The sequence below is a fragment of the Alteromonas sp. ABE4_545 genome (assembly GCF_056161325.1).
Genome location: NZ_JBSWYY010000016.1, coordinates 1 through 16,087 on the forward strand (window position 1 = coordinate 1; position 16,087 = coordinate 16,087).

Below are 16,087 nucleotides of genomic sequence, written 5' to 3' on the forward strand. Positions count from 1 at the left end.
ACTCGTATTGTTGTGGGGATTTTGGGGTTAGCATGGTGAACACTCCGAATTTCACTATGCCTATTAGATCAAAGCCCCAGACTTTCGTCTAGGGCTTTTTCAACAGTCTGCAGCTTATAAAAGCTATGGGCTTTTTGAGGATAATCCAGCGCGGAACTCATCGTGGAGCGGGTTGCGAAAGCGCCTAATTAGACTCCGAATACATTAGCGCACAACCAACCCCGTTATCGAAATTTATTGTTGCAATAACGAGGCGGACCATACATTTTTGTGCCTCAGAGTTGTTGTCTTCTATACTTTCTATATCGCTCGGTGGAATCTCATCGTTAAAATAGAACACGCCATTTAACACATGATTGACGCAGTATCTAAATTGATGACCACGGTGTTGCTGATGGGGTGGTGTACGTTATCGTCAGCTAATCAAACCGTGACCTTAGGCATATCAAACGCGACAGAAGGAGGTTCAACAGAGCTGGGCACGGCGTTAAATCGCGGGGCTGCTCTGTATTTTGATAACCACAATAAAAATGCACGCGTGCGCTTTGAAATGGTTAAACTCAATGACGGCTACGAGCCTGACTATACAGTGGCTAATACCAAGCAGTTTCTCACAGATGTAGAGCCTCTCGCGTTATTTAATTATGTGGGTACGCCAACCACACACGCCATTTTGCCGATGCTTAAGCAATTTAATATTCCCCTTATCACTCCATTTACGGGCGCAAATTTCGGGAATAATAAAAAAGAAGACAGGGTTTTCACTCTGCGAGCGAGTTATCAACTCGAAGCCGCCACTCAGCTAGACTATTTACTGCGACAACGAGGTTTTAGCCGAATAGGTTTAATTGTTCAGGCCGACGAGTTTGGGTTAGCTCTTGAAAAACACTACGTGCGATTATTGCAGGAGTACGGTATATCGCCAGTGGTGAGGGCGCGTTTTCGTCGCAATACCAACGACGTTGAGCAGGCTTTTTCTAAAATACAAAACTCACCAATAGAGGCATTACTTTTAGTGGGGACGTACCAGCCACTTTCAAACTTGATAGCGCTCGCCCATAAAAAAGGGGTTAAGCCTGTTTTCACCGGCGTTTCCTTTACCTCAAGTGAAGCGCTACTAGCACGCCTTTCAGGAGACGAAACCGTGCTAATAACAGAAGTTGTGCCTAACCCTAAAAACTGTGATTTACCAGTGTGTGAAGAATTTAGGCAACGCGCAAAACAGTCGAGGGAGGTGAAGGTAAATCATGTTGAGTTTGAGGGGTACTTGAACGCTAAACTACTGACGTTGATCGCAGCGCAATGCGACATTGTAGACCGAGACTGTATTGATCGTGGGTATCGTTCAAATACTGTTGATTTAGGAGGCCTGGTCGTGAAGCTTGACCAATTTGGAAAAAACACCGCGGCAAAAGTGTATATGACTGGCCAGAATATAGCCCCCGTGCAACAGCAATAGCGGAGCGATTATTGACGTATTCATCGTCTATTTACTGCTCCATCATACCGGCCCACTTTGATAAAAAACCTTGACATAATCATAATGATGCCATCAATATGATTGCTTCTTTGTGAGAATGAAGCGGATTATTATGTCAGTACAATCAGGGTTAGACGAGCTCAATCACGGTCAGCGTCAGCGCTTGGCATTTATTGATTTTAGTTTGCAGTATTTTGGCCACGTGTGTCGTCAAGATTTAATTCAGCGTTTTGCTACCGGCTTGGCCGCCAGTACCCGAGATTTTACGACTTATCGCGAGCTGGCCCCACAAAATATGCAGCTCGATCACGCCACTAAGCAGTATTGGCGTACAGCCACATTTTCGCCTTTATTTACCCATGATCCCAGCGCCATACTCACCAGTTTAAGTCGTGGTTTCGGTGACGGTATATCAGCAGGGGTGAAGCCTTCCCATCAGTGTTTAGAGGCCGTCGCGTTAATTAACCCAGATGCCTCGATTATTGCCAGTTTAATGCGAGCGATTCATTTGCGCTGCCCAGTGGAAGTGGAATATGTCAGCTTGTCCTCGGGCAAGTCACAGCGCATGTTAATTCCCCATGCGCTGGTGAATAACGGCCATCGTTGGCATGTACGCGCTTTTGATGTGAACTCCCAGAGCTTTCGCGACTTTGTTTGTACGCGCTTTACGCATATTGACTTGGTACATCGCGACATTACCGAGGCTGAGTGTTCGACCGCTGATAAAAATTGGCAAACAACGGTTGATCTAGTGTTTATGCCGCACCCTGATATTGCGGTGCCAGAAGCAATAGCGTTAGATTACGGTATGCAAGAGGGGTTAAAAACGGTCACGATGAAAGCGGCATTAGCAGGCTATTTGTTGCGTTATTGGCAGGTGGATTGTTCAGAAAACTACCGCATTCGCGGTCAGGGATGCCAACTTGCGTTGAAAAACCTGAGCGTGTTGTCTCACATAGAAAACGCACAACTAGCGCCGGGTGTGAAAGGCTGATTAATAAAGCGGCAAACTAACGTGTACACCGCGAATTACCTCGCTTTAACTCTGTGCAAGTGAGTGAATTCATAATACACTGGAGCGCTATTTTGCTGATGGTTTGGTGCTGTCAGTCAGGCTGTTTCTCGGCGTACACTTTGCTCAGAAACAACCCGTGTTATCCCAAAAGTATCCCGCTAACAATGAGAATAAAACGGGAATAAAGCAAACAGGAATTTTATGGCCGGTCTTAAACGAATCATTCTCATCGACACCCATCTACCCGGTGTGGTTGAGCTTAAACTTGATGGGCACACCAATATTTGTGGTACCAACGCATCGGGTAAAACTACGTTACAGCGCTTGGTGCCCGTATTTTACGGCGAATACCCAAGCCGAGTAGTACCAGCCACCCGAGACAGTTTTGAAAAGTGGTATTTGCCTCGCACATCAAGCTTCATTATTTATGAATTTGCTCGCGCTGAAGGAGACTTGTGTCAGGCTGTTTTAACGTCTAATGGCACAGGTGTAAATTATCGCTTTATTGGTAAGCCATTTGATATCGACGATTATTTGTTCAAGCAACAAGATGGCAAACATGCCAGCACCAGCAGCGCTGAACTGGCCAGAGCAATGAAACGCAACAATGTGTTGGTGACGAGCTTACTGACCACAAAAGATTTTCGTGCCATTTTGCAAAATGATCACGGTGTACTTAACCAAAGCAGTAATGCCAGAGAGCTATTGGGTTATGCCAAGGTATTTACCTTGTGTGAGCAAAGTACACATATCCGCCATATTGAAAAATTAGCCAAAGCGGTGCATTCAAAAGAAGGCAAGATGGAAACCATCAAAGCCATGATCGCTGCTATTTTGGAAGAAGACGGGGTAACGCCTCCTACTTCTAATCTCAGCCGCAATCGGGTTGATGATTGGATCCGCGAATGCCATTTGATTAAGGCATTTGACAAGATTCGCCCTGAGTTTACACGTCTGGAACAAGCGGATATGGCGTTGACAACCTCAGAGCAGCAATTGTCTGGGTTGAAGCAGGTATTTGCCCACGACAAAACCTACTTGTCGGCGCGTTTAGAAACCAGCAAAAATGAATTGGAAGAAAACCAATTTTTGCGTAAGCAAAATGACATGTCTTGGCAAGAAAGTCGCGACCATCTCAACCAAACCATCTCTTCAGCCCGTGCAGACGTAGACAAATACACTGAAGAGCTGGATGCGGTTGAGCAAGAATTTGAAAAGTGGCAAGAGCAAGATATCGAGCAACTTAAAGAAGACGTGGCGAATTTGTCTCAATGGCAGAACGAACTAGACAATGTATCAAGCCGTTATGCGCTGCTAACCGAGCAGCACCAAGACATAGAATCAGCGTATAATCGCCGTGTTGCTGAGCTAGGTGAAAAAACCAGTTTGCACCTTGAGCAGTTGTCTGCCGCGAGACAAGAAGCCGCAGACACCCGCAGCGAACAGCAGCAAAAAGAACGCGATGCCTTACAGGTGATCAAAGATAATTTTCGTGGGCAATTGCTTGATTTAGAGCATGCACACCAGCAGCAACTGAGCAAATACCAAATTGCCGAAGCGGAAATTAAAGCGTCTTTGGCTAACGCGGGTTACAACGAATTTGAGCAATCTCAGTTAGATTTACTTGATGCAGCAACCAAAGAGGCAAGTATTGCTGAAGACGCTGCCCGTCACGAACACCGCCAGGCGCAACAAGATTATCAGCGCGAAGTGAAAGCGCGTGAACAAGCCTCCACTGCATTGGAAAAAGCGCGTCAAGCTTATCGCGTAGCCGAGCAAAACGTAGAGAAAATTAACGGCTTACTTTACCCAGGCGAAGGCTCTTTGCTCGAGTTTTTACGCGGGAATTTAGCCGATTGGGAAAACTCAGTGGGCAAAATTATTCGCCCAGAGTTATTGGAAAGTACCCGCTTACACCCGCAAAAACGTGACGACAGTGCTAGCCTATTTGGCATTGAGTTAGATTTACATTCACTGGATACACCAGATTATGCCGATGACGAACAAGCGTTAAAGCAACGTTTAGAACAGGCGCAAACCGCACTCACTGAAGCATTAGCTAAACAAAATGAATGTGAGTCATTACTCACAAAAGCCAGTGAAGGCGTGCGCAACGCTGAACTTGCTATGACGCAGAAAGAAAATACCGTTCGCAGCAGTGAATCAGCGCGTAAACGCGCGCAGCACGATCGCGATGCTTTATTCAGTGAGTATCAACAAGCTTTGGCTGGCCGTAAGCAAAAAGCGAAAACGCGGTTAGACGCGAATCAACAAGAACAGAAAAAGGCCAAGAGTCAGTTTGAACTAGAGCGCGATGATATGAAAGATCAGCAGCGCGAAGCCGAAACGGAGCATAGTTTCCACTGGCAACAACTGATTGCAGACACCGAGGCGAAATTAGAGCAACTCGACAGTGAAATGCGCCAAGTACGAGACAGTGCCAACAAAGAGCGCGAGTCGATGGCGAAATGGCTCGAAAGCGAGTTAGATCAACGCGGTGTGGATATAGATGAAATTGGCGATTTGAAAAAGCGTCAAAAGTCACTCAAAGAGTCTATCTACAAAACAGAAACTCAGCGTCACAAAGTTACCGACTACGAGCGTTGGTATCAAACCGTGTTCGTTGGACACAAGGTAACCTGGCAAAACGCCTTGTCGAAATCTCGTAAGGCATTGGGTGAAGCTGAACGTGAACTCGCTCAGCATCAAACCGCTTACCGAGAAAAACGCGAGCAACTCAAAGACAAGCAAACTCAGCTTGAACACACGGTTAAAGTGGCTGGCGAACAGTTAGAACAAGTACAAAGCTTAATTCGTAATTTGAACAAGCTTACGTTGGCTAATTCAGAACAAACCGACGTGCCAAGCCAAGACGAGGTCAGCATTAACCAGCGTTTGTCGCAAGCACAAGAGCTAATGCAAGAGCGAGAAGGGCTACTTACCGATGTAAGAGCCTATGTTGAGCGTTTCGACCAACTTATTGCTGCTCAGGCTGGTACCGGATTGTCGGATACCTGGGAGCGCGCTCGCGAAGAATGTGCGGTTATGAATGCTCAGGGCGTGAAGAGTATTGACCATCGCCGTATGGTAAACCACCTCGCTCAGTTACTTAATGTGATCGTGCCACAAAAACTGCAAGGTTTACGTGAACAAGGCCGTATCTTCGGTACTGATTTGTCACAGTACTATTTCGTTTTGGCCGATATCGACAAGCGTATTGTGTCGCAAAGTCGTCGTATTACCAAAGAAGTCGACAGTGAGCTCTTCCTTGATGGTGTTTCTGATTCAGCAGTGAAAATTCGCTCTCGTATCAGCGAACTAGAATTTTGGCCGGAGCTAGAGCAATTCCGCGAACATTACGAGCAATGGATCAATGCTGGCGCGAGTCAATTGCCCGATGAAGAATTTGGTTTGAGCATGCGTCGCGTGCTCGACATTCTTGGTCGTGCGGCGTTAACCGGTGGAGTGAGTAAGTTACTCGATATTGAATTGCACCTGCGCGAAGGCAACAGTGACCTGGTGATCCGAACCGACCGCCAGCTTAATGAATCGTCGAGCCATGGTATGGCTTATCTGATTTTGTGTAAGTTCTTACTCGCCTTTACGCGTTTATTGCGCGGTGATGATGCGGTAACCATTCACTGGCCAATTGATGAATTAGGCACTTTGCACCAATCGAACGTGAAAAAAATATTCGATGCTTGTCAGAACAACAACATCAGTGTGGTTGGGGCATTCCCGAACCCAGAATCAGAAGTACTCACATTATTCGAAAACCGCTATTTAATCGACAAAGTTTCTCGACAGTTACAAGTTGTTCAACCTAAGACAAGCTCAGTGAGTGCTCGTCTTCAAGCGCGCCGTCAGCAGGAGGTTTCAGCATGATGACCGAACAAGGCCAGGTACTTAGCCAATTGTTGGAAGGGCAGTTTATCTGTCAGGTAAGCGACGAAGAAGCGTGGCGCTACCTCAAGAGCCGTGACAATGCGCAAAAACTAGAGCCGCATCTCAACTTGTTAAATCGCACTTTGGCCACCACAGCCGAAGGCGATGTGTTTTTTGCGGCCTATCTCACCTTAGGAGAAAACGAGCGCAAAGTGCTGCTACAGCAGTTTCAAGACACTGCATCACACTTAGTGCCATTGGTTGAATGGCTGCTATTAGTGCAACAAGCCAGTGAATCTGATATTCCTGTGAGTATGGGTAATGCCATTCGCTTGAATGAATTACAAGGTGTGATTGAAGATACGCCGGCTTACGCTGAGCAACTTGAAAAGATATCGCGTTATCGCTTATTTGGTTCAACCAGTGTGAACCTCGATGGTCAAATTAAACAAGTGTTCAAGCGTTTAACTGAACTGGGCTATTTGAAAAAGCCAAACCCAGAGAAACAGATTTACTTAGCCACCGGTAAAATTGAGCATTTGTATGAAGTGATCAAATTTATCGATGAGACAGAGTCATTGTCTTTAGCCGAACAAGCCGACGCAGCTATTCAACAAGGTAGCCTGTTATGAGCCAGGTGCTAATGCAGGCGGGCACGCGTTTACTCAACGCCCTCGGCCGCCATAGCGAACTCATCATGCAGGCGTATGTGAACGGCAGTGTGGATGAGAAAACCCAAAGCCCGAAAGTGCTGGAGCAGCTTGTTCAGTTAGGCGTGTTATGGCGGCCAGATCCGCAAGGCGAGCTGCGCCTGAAAAGCGCCGTTCGCACCCTGTTAGAGGGCAGTTTACAAGACGAACGCAACCGCACGATTAATGCCAATATTGGTGCGTCGCTGGCCAGTTTGAAAACCTTGGCAGAGCACTATAAAGAAGCCCTGCACTACAACCGTTATACAGAATCTCAGGCGCATATGAGCGACCTTACTGAGCATGTGTATCAGCTCACCGAATTATTGGCGAATTCAGTGCGCGTGATGTTTAGCCGCATCAATAACGAGTTCGGTTATGTGTCTTCTGTTGATGCCAAAATTAGGGAAAATGAGCTTGCTCAAGGGCAGGTGTCAGATTTGCTCAATCAGCTTGAGTGCTTCCGTTTTGACGAGCTCAGTGAAATAGCGGGAAGCAATCGTGAGCTTCGCCATTTACTGGTGGTATCACTACAGCAAAGCTTCGCACGGGCTGTGCAAGAGCTCTCTGTGGTGCAAGCCAAATTACTTGACTTGCTCGGTCGATTCCGCGAATTCCAAGGCCGAACACGGTTATTGAAAGGGTACTTGTTGCACATGGAGCAGCACCCAGATTTCACACCGGGTAATTACCCTAATTTAACCAATGTGCCTATTTTGTTTAATCAGTCAGCGGGACTAATTAAACCTGCCAGTGCCGACGTGAATCACGTTGGGCATGAGGCTGAACTGCAATCGATTGTGGCGTCGTTGACCCATCTTCACCGTCGCAAAGGGGCGGAGGAGTCAAAAGATGCCAACAAGCAAATTGAAGTTGAACAGCAGTCTACAGTAGAGCTGGAATTCGACCCACTTCAGCAAGCGGTAGAAAACTATTTTTGCGACGTGATAGATTCGGGGCAGCCGTTGTCTGCGCTCAGTTATTATGACAAACAAGCCCTCGAATTTGACCCAGAGGTGTGGCTGTATCAGGTGATTGGCGGGTATCAAGCATTGCCCGACTCAGACAAAGAGTTTTTCGCCCTTGATGCAAATGGTCAAGCCGATGCCGTTTTTACCGGTAATTTTTATATCAACGATATTACCTTAGGTTTGCGTTAGTCGAGAGACTAACGCCAAACCCCACTCTCATTCACGCCATCTTATTTACATCGATTTCTGCGACATTTCTTCGCACTTTTTAAAATAAAAGTGGTCTATATGGTCGATCTCAAGGTACTTGATAACGCTTATAGCCAAAAGGTCTTTTCTCGTTGTAAAGATTGGTTATAATTAACAAGTTGTTTACAAGTGTGGCGTGAAGTGTCATTTCAGAGTCACACGATTGCGATAATGTACTGTGCAGCCGGATTGCTGAACAGAGCGCAAATCACTCAGGAGAAAAACAATGCAAATATCTGAGCAACAAGCTTTTAATCAGTCGTTGATCAAAATGGCGGTATTATTTTATAAGATTGACGGCAAAATTACCCTCACTGAACAGGACTATCTGGACGAAATTATCGGCAATTTGCAATGGGAGAGCCCGATTAGTGTCGATGCATTTCTGAATGATGCAATTTATCAAGTACGCCAAGTTGTCGACGCAGAAGAAAGCGCACGCTTTCTACGCTCACTGCAACAAGATTTAAACGTTAATGCCGACTTAGCACTAGAAGTCGCAATGAACATTACTGGCGTTGATGGCGAGCGTTGCGATGAAGAAACAGAGCTTCTTTCGCTGTTAACCCATAAAATTTTGGCCAAATCACTGACGCAAAATGTACAGTCTGATATAACGGTATCAGCAGCGAGTCATTAGCCACTATTTATTTTAAACCATTAAGCTCGCGTTAAATGATGTGATAACAAGGAATTTTTAATGCGAGCCGCACTCCTAGGTATTGTCGCCGCAGTGTTGCTGGGATGTCAGAGTCACTCTACGCCACAGTTTCAACCTGCCACTCCATTTCCACTAGAAGACCCAGTACCCTTTAGCAACTATCAAGCAAGGTTGCGCAATTGGGTTGCTGAAAATCGCGTAGCCGTTACACAAGCGCCACAACGCGAAATCGACATCAATAGCCCGCAAGAGTGTGGACCAAAAGATGCAACCGCGGGATTTTTGCTGGTGCATGGCCTTGGTGATTCGCCGTATTTTTTTACCGATATGGCCGACGAGTTATGCGCTGCTGGTTATCGCGTAAGACGGATTTTACTGCCCGGACATGGCGTGAAACCCGGAGCCATGTTAACTGCCGATTACAGTGAGTGGCAGCAAGTCACTAACGCGCATATAGAAGCCATGTCAAAGGAACTAGAACAGGTATATTTAGGCGGCTTTTCCACCGGCGCTAATTTAGTCACTATCGCCAGTACTGAATATGATATTGCAGGGTTAGTGTTAATTTCACCGGCGTTTAAATCGAGATTCGCCGTAACCCGCTTAGCCCCCTATATGACGGGCATTTTCCCGTGGCCGAACGTAGAACCCGAATACATTCCCTCTCGTTATAACTCGGTAGCGATGCAGGGTTTTGCAGCTTATCAAGACAGCGTATATGCGTTGGCAGATAAGTTAGAACATCACACTGTCGCAGTGCCGACCTTAATGGTGGTAGCGGAAGAAGACAGTGTGGTAGATGTGGATTATGTCGCTGAGCAATTCGATACCCAGTTTACTTCACCACATAAAGGCTTGATTTGGTATGGTGAAACACCACCCCAAATAAGCCACGTTAAAACTCAATCAATGAAATTACCAGAGCAGCGAATTTCAGCGGCTTCACATATGAGTGCCTTGTTCAAGCCAAGTAACCCTGACTTTGGCATTAACGCTGCTTTTGGTATTTGTGACAATGGGCAGTCAAGCGACGACGAAGCCAAGTGCGAAGCTGGCGAAACGGTGTGGTATGGCCCTTGGGGCCACACCGAAGAAGGGAAAATTCACGCGCGCCTAACGTATAACCCACATTTTGAGAGCATGATGAGAGCGGTGTTTTCTTTGGTCGATTAGATGGAAAAAGAACAAGACTTTTTGCTCTAACAGGCGTAGCGTTAACAGAAATATTACAAGGGAAGGTAATATGTAATGAACAATAAAAGCACATTAAAATACTTTTGGTTTGTTGAGTTGCTAGCTTATTGGCAAGGACAAGTGAATAGCCAAGATCTAAGTCATTATTTTCAAATTAGTACCACTCAAGCCAAAAAGTACTTGTCTGCTTACAATGCAGAGCACCCTTCAAATTTACATTATAACTCTTCAGCAAAGGCTCATATAGCGCAAGACTGTTTCGTATTGTGCCACATTTCCGGAGACGTAACCGAATATCTAGATTGGTTACATACAGGACAAGAGCAAAGTTGTTTCGTCGAACACGGTATAACACACGCGGCTTTACGATTACCCAAACGGTCGATTACGCCAGTGATTATGCGGGGGCTTGTGTGCGCCGTTAAACAGCAATGTCGTCTTGATATTGAATATGTGTCACTGAGCAACCCGAATGAGGAGGGGCGAATTATTCAACCGCATACCTTTGTGAAAACCGGCTTACGCTGGCATCTCAGAGGTTATTGTGAAATGCGAGCGGAATTTCGGGATTTCGTACTCAGTCGTTTTCGTGGTGTGCCTGATCTAATGGATAGCGCCAATAAACATCGTGAACATGATTCTGCATGGAATAGCGAAGTCGTGTTGCGCTTCCAGCCCGATCCGCGATTCACTCCAGAGCAGCGCGCTATCATAGAGCAAGATTATCAAATGCAAAATGGTGAGTTACAAATAACGACCAAAGCCGCACTCGCGCAGTATTTGATCCAAGAAATGCAAGTGAGAACCGACTCATTGGCTAAAACACCTCAGCAACAGCAGTTGGTATTGGTCAACGAAGATGACCTTAAACCCTGGTTATTTAGTTAAATTAATGCCCTTAGTTTGAAAACCAGTCAAGTAAGTTTACTGGTTTTATTTACGGGATTGTGAACAAGATTTTGTTGTGAAAAATTAATTAAAAGTCGATTCATTCACTAGACAGGACAGAGCATGGAAAATGAGTTTCCTCCCTATTTTCAATATTGGGGAAAAGCCAAAAAAGACAGTGATCAACCTGGCGCAGATTATCATCTGCTGCCTTATCACTGTTTGGATGTGGCGGCGGTATGTTATGAGTGGCTGGACACTGATACTAAACTTGCTAATGAATTAAGTGACTATTTGGCCATACCTCGAGAGCAATTTACATCCATGATGAGTTTTTTCATGGCGATGCATGATCTGGGAAAATTTGCATCTGCTTTTCAGGCGTTATTTTCAAATAATTCATCACAACTCATTTTACCCAATAGTCGAAAGAGCTACGACGGCACACATTATCGTCATGACAGGTTGGGTACCTGGTTTTGGCGAAAACTGCGCAAACAAATCTGTGAACGATGTACAGAAGCGAAAGGGTTAAATAGAAGACAGCAACAGTATTTAACAAAGCCCTTAAATATCATCATGGGTTGTATGTTAGGGCACCACGGTGTGCCAGTAGAACTGGATGAGCCTGGAATTGAAGGACTTACGGAGAGCCAAAATCTAAATGCTTCAGAAGCATTTACTTTAGATCTAATCACACTGTTTCAACCAGAGTTTTCCGAGGTCATGTGCCAAAATGACTCAAACTGGCTTGCAAAACTAAAGCAAGTCAGTTGGCACATTGCAGGTATAGCCGTGCTATGTGATTGGATTGGTTCAGATCAAGCAGACTTTCCCTATGTTTCAGACGAGATGCCGTTAGACATCTATTGGCAAGTGGCTAGAAAGCAAGCCAAAAGGGCACTTGAGAGTAAACAGCTCATTCGCTCACTCAAGGTTGCGCCTTTCTTTTCAGTTGAAAATAGTTTTGGTTTTAAACCCACACCATTGCAGAGCTGGGCTGAAAAAGTAGAGATCACGGATACTCCACAGCTATTCATACTCGAAGACGTGACTGGGGCTGGTAAGACAGAAGCAGCGCTCACATTAACTCATCGGCTTATGCAAAGAGGTGTGGCGAGCGGCTTCTATTTTGGGTTACCCACAATGGCTACGTCCAATGCTATGTATAAACGGGTGACTGAACATTACCTGAGTATGTATGAATCAGTGGCAAAAAAGCCCAGTATTGTGTTGGCTCATGGCGCTCGAGAGATGAACCCGCTCTTTCAGCAAACGGTCATTACATCAGGCAAAGATAACTCTGATTACAACGCAGAAGACAAAACCGCACTCGCAGAATGTCATAGGTGGCTAGCCGACTCTCGAAAAAAAGCGCTGCTTGCGCCGGTAGGTGTCGGCACTATCGATCAGGCACTACTGGCGGTGCTACCCAAAAGACATCAATCACTAAGGCTTTTAGGCTTACACAATAAGGTGCTGATTTTCGATGAGGTCCATGCAGCAGACGAATACATGTTTGAACTGCTGGAAGGACTACTAAAACTGCATTTACATCAAGGCGGTAGCGTTATTTTATTAACGGCCACATTACCCCTTAAACAGCGTAAGAAGCTGGTAGAAATATGGCAAGCGGCATCAGGGAACGATGTGATCTTCCCTAAGAAAACCAGTTTCTCTGATTTTCCTCTTGCCACTCACGTTGCGCCCGGAACAGAAAATCCAGTGCAAGAACATACGATGCCAAGTCGGGAAGCAGTGAGTAGAGATGTAACGGTGACCTTTCTCCATGATCAAGTGAGTTGTATTGAGCGCATTATCAACACCATAGAAAGTGGAGACTGCGTAGTATGGGTGCGCAACTCTGTTGATGATGCTTTAGCCGCATACTCACTATTATCTGCTCAAATGAGTAACCCCGATGATTGTATTTTATTTCATAGCCGGTTCACCCTAAATGATAGAAATCTTATTGAAGCAAAAGTTCTGAATGTATTCGGCAAGCATTCTAAAGCAGGTTCTCGAGCCGGTAAGGTGCTGATAGCGACTCAGGTATTTCAGGAAAGTTTAGACGCAGACTGTGATTTGATGATTTCTGACATTTGCCCAATTGATGATTTGATTCAGCGAGCAGGGCGATTACACCGTCACTCCCGAGACAAGCAGGGTAAGTTTACACCGGGTATATCAGACCAGCGCGGGCAACCCGAGCTCATCGTAAATTCTCCACGTTGGGATGATAACCCGAATGAAGAGTGGGTAAGTAAAAATTTCAGAAATACCGGCTATGTATACCCCTCAGCAGGCCGATTATGGTTGGGCATGCGAGAGTTACAGAAATTAGGCTCCATGCGTATGCCGCAGGATGCCAGACAGTTAATCGAAGCGGTGTATAGCGACGAAGGGCGAGAGCAAATTCCAGCTAGCTTAATAGCACAGGAACAAAGGGTTCTGGGTGATGAAAGAGCGAGAGAGAATCAGGCATTTGCCAGAAAGCTAAACTGGGAAACGGGATATCAAATAACGCGCCGCGGACGCTGGGAAGAAGATGAGGTTGAAATTAATACCCGGCTCAGTGAGCGGGAAGAAGTACAGGTGGTGTTGTTAAAGGTAGATGAGCAGGAACAGTTAACTTTTTGGTGCGAGCATAAAGAGCATGCAATACAGTTAAGCACTTTGAAACTCGCAAAAAATAAGTACACAGACCATTTAAGCCCGGTGCCGGAAAAATATCAGGAACTATTGGATAGGCTAAACGCTAAATACCCAGTACTTAAATTTAAACAATGCTGGATACCGGAGAAGGATGAGCGGTTTGGTTACTCTCCGGTATCTGGTTTTTATCAAAAAATAATCAAGGAAGAATTATGAACTTACTTAAAGATCCTTGGCTGGTATTTAAGGTGCAACAACCAGATGGAAGTATCACTGAACAAACGTTGCCGATAACCGCCATTGAAAAACCAGAAGTCATCGACTTTGCATTACCCAGAGCTGATTTTCAGGGCGCCGCGTATCAGTTTGCGATTGGGTTATTGCAAACCTGTTTCGCGCCTGATGATGAGTTCGAATGGGAAGATAGCTATTTTGAACCACCAACAGAAGAAGTGCTTCAAAAAGTATTTTCAAAAGCCGAACATGCGTTCAATGCCACAGGTGATGGCCCGCTTTTCATGCAAGACTTTGACAATTTGGATGAGGCAAAGCCAACCTCAATTTCGGGTTTACTCATTGAAGCGCCAGGTGGAAATGGCTTAAAGCTCAATACCGACCACTTTGTTAAAAGGGGGATTGGTGAGGCCATGTCTTTACCCATGGCGGTTTTGGCGCTTTTTACTCTACAGATAAATGCACCTAGTGGTGGGCAGGGGCATCGTACGGGGCTTCGTGGTGGCGGCCCTTTAACTACGCTAGTGATGCCGCAGCAAGAACGCGCATCGCTTTGGCAGAAGCTTTGGCTCAACATAACTCCAAAAGATGAGAGTTACTCTGAGCCAGATTTTGATAGCGACACATTATTCCCATGGTTAGGTAAAACTCGAGTCAGTGCAAAGAAGGGGAGCGAAACTTATCAAAAAGATGTGCACCCGCTACATATGTTCTGGGCGATGCCTCGACGTATAAGACTAATAGTTGAAGATGTGGCTGGTGAATGCAGTCTTACCGGCAAGTCTTGTAGCCAGTTGGTGAAACTGTATAAGACTCAGAATTATGGTGCCAATTATGCGGGATCGTGGTCACATCCTCTTACGCCCTACAAACGCGACTTAAAAAAGCCGGACCAGGAAGATTTGTCGATCAAAGGCCAGCCAGGGGGAGTTACCTATAAGATCTGGGACGTACTCACGCTAACGGGCTCGCCTGATGGAGGCAAAACTCAGCAGATGTGTGCGAGTGTAGTTCGTTCTTTTAATAATTTGGTGAACGATGACATTTTAGAAGCTGTAACAGCTCAAGCCCGATTATGGATATTTGGCTACGACATGGACAACATGAAAGCCCGTGGTTGGTACTCAGAAACCATGCCGCTTTATCAGGTTCCATCGGCTAAACAACAACATATTCTTGACCAAATTAAAGAACTTCAGAGTATAGCGAATGATGCTCTTTGGCATTGTCGCAGCCAGATAAAAGCGGCGTGGTTTGATAAACCCGGTGATGCAAAAGGTGATTTTAGCTTTATTGATACCGCCTTTTGGCAACAAACCCAACCCGATTTCTTTATCGCCGTGCAACAGTTGATGAGTAGTGAGTCTCAGTTTTTAAGTTCAATGGATACAAAACATTGGATATCTACGCTCAGGAATGTTGCGTTGTCCTTATTCGATGAATATGCGCTATCTGACCTGGGTTCTGAACGCACCATGGCGAAGCGAATTGCAGCAAGAAAAAGCCTGTTAAAAGGGCTGTACTCAAAATCATTTAAAAATTTTGAAAAGGAGCATCAAATTGAGCCGATTAAGGAGACCAACTAATGGATAAAGAGCTACTTCAACGTGGTGTATCAACAGCGCTCCGCTGGTGGAAATCTATGTATGCCAGTGCGGGTGAGTTGAAAAAAGAGGGTATCCAGGCTGCACCAACCGCTTGGAAAGCCGAATTAAAAAGAGCTGAATCTATTGATGCGGTGTTGCTCTCACAGGGATTTAGATCGCTTTGGTTATCGTTAAGTAATGACATATCTGAAGGAAGTGACAAGCAAGTTAGCGAAAACATGCTTTGTTGGGCAGCGGTTGCCGGCGCTCTTGTTTCTGTGTCAGACAACAATACCGAAAGCTTCGCTAAATTAGCCGGGAAAAAGGGCGATGGGGATAAGCCAGTGGTGAGCGAAATGCGTTTCGCTCAATTGCAACAGGCACAAACGCCAGAAGAGTTTTTACGCCGAATTAGGCGAATTTTGAAACAGTTGAAAGGCAAGGCATCAGTGACACAGTTAGCCAAAGATATCTGTTACTGGAATCAGGAACTAACGTCAAATTACCCCAGACAAGCTGACAAACGCATAGCGGTGCGCTGGGCAATGGATTACTACCAGGCAAACTAATCAAAAGAGCC

At 45.6% G+C, this 16,087-nt stretch carries 11 protein-coding genes; all 11 read left to right on the forward strand.

Annotated elements, in window-relative coordinates; translation table 11 throughout:
- The first annotated feature begins 352 nt into the window (after positions 1-352).
- The 11 genes from ACXAH6_RS13975 to casB all read left to right on the forward strand — a co-directional run bounded on the left by ACXAH6_RS13975 (position 353) and on the right by casB (position 16,076).
- Complete coding sequence (locus ACXAH6_RS13975; protein WP_474877773.1) at positions 353-1,459, forward strand: ABC transporter substrate-binding protein; 1,107 nt, start codon at positions 353-355, stop codon at positions 1,457-1,459.
- A 133-nt stretch (positions 1,460-1,592) separates the two neighbouring features.
- Positions 1,593-2,474 (forward strand): WYL domain-containing transcriptional regulator, encoded by an 882-nt coding sequence (locus ACXAH6_RS13980; protein WP_474877774.1) that lies wholly within the window; start codon positions 1,593-1,595, stop codon positions 2,472-2,474.
- Positions 2,475-2,696: 222 nt separating this feature from the next.
- Positions 2,697-6,380 carry an ATP-binding protein gene (locus tag ACXAH6_RS13985; protein WP_474877775.1) on the forward strand — a complete coding sequence of 1,228 codons (3,684 nt, stop codon included), beginning with the start codon at positions 2,697-2,699 and terminating at the stop codon, positions 6,378-6,380.
- On the forward strand, positions 6,377-7,012 hold the full coding sequence (locus ACXAH6_RS13990; protein WP_474877777.1) for a condensin complex protein MksE: 636 nt from the start codon (positions 6,377-6,379) through the stop codon (positions 7,010-7,012). Before ACXAH6_RS13985 ends, ACXAH6_RS13990 begins: the two co-directional genes overlap by 4 nt.
- Complete coding sequence (locus ACXAH6_RS13995; protein ID WP_474877779.1) at positions 7,009-8,229, forward strand: phosphoenolpyruvate carboxylase; 1,221 nt, start codon at positions 7,009-7,011, stop codon at positions 8,227-8,229. The genes ACXAH6_RS13990 and ACXAH6_RS13995 overlap by 4 nt, the downstream gene beginning before the upstream one ends.
- Before the next feature lie 286 nt (positions 8,230-8,515).
- A complete protein-coding gene (locus ACXAH6_RS14000) occupies positions 8,516-8,929 on the forward strand; it encodes a tellurite resistance TerB family protein (protein WP_474877781.1) in 414 nt (137 codons plus the stop codon).
- 60 nt (positions 8,930-8,989) lie between these two features.
- Positions 8,990-10,123, forward strand: coding sequence for an alpha/beta hydrolase (locus tag ACXAH6_RS14005; protein ID WP_474877783.1), 1,134 nt, complete (start codon positions 8,990-8,992; stop codon positions 10,121-10,123).
- Positions 10,124-10,198: 75 nt separating this feature from the next.
- Entirely contained in the window at positions 10,199-11,032 is an 834-nt protein-coding gene (locus tag ACXAH6_RS14010) for a BrxR family helix-turn-helix transcriptional regulator (RefSeq protein ID WP_474877785.1), read from the forward strand.
- A gap of 123 nt (positions 11,033-11,155) precedes the next feature.
- Positions 11,156-13,903, forward strand: a complete 2,748-nt coding sequence (gene cas3 / locus ACXAH6_RS14015; RefSeq protein WP_474877787.1) for a CRISPR-associated helicase Cas3' — start codon at positions 11,156-11,158, stop codon at positions 13,901-13,903.
- Positions 13,900-15,507, forward strand: coding sequence for a type I-E CRISPR-associated protein Cse1/CasA (casA, locus tag ACXAH6_RS14020; protein WP_474877788.1), 1,608 nt, complete (start codon positions 13,900-13,902; stop codon positions 15,505-15,507). The genes cas3 and casA overlap by 4 nt, the downstream gene beginning before the upstream one ends.
- Positions 15,507-16,076 (forward strand): type I-E CRISPR-associated protein Cse2/CasB, encoded by a 570-nt coding sequence (casB, locus tag ACXAH6_RS14025; protein WP_474877789.1) that lies wholly within the window; start codon positions 15,507-15,509, stop codon positions 16,074-16,076. The genes casA and casB overlap by 1 nt, the downstream gene beginning before the upstream one ends.
- Positions 16,077-16,087 lie beyond the last annotated feature (11 nt).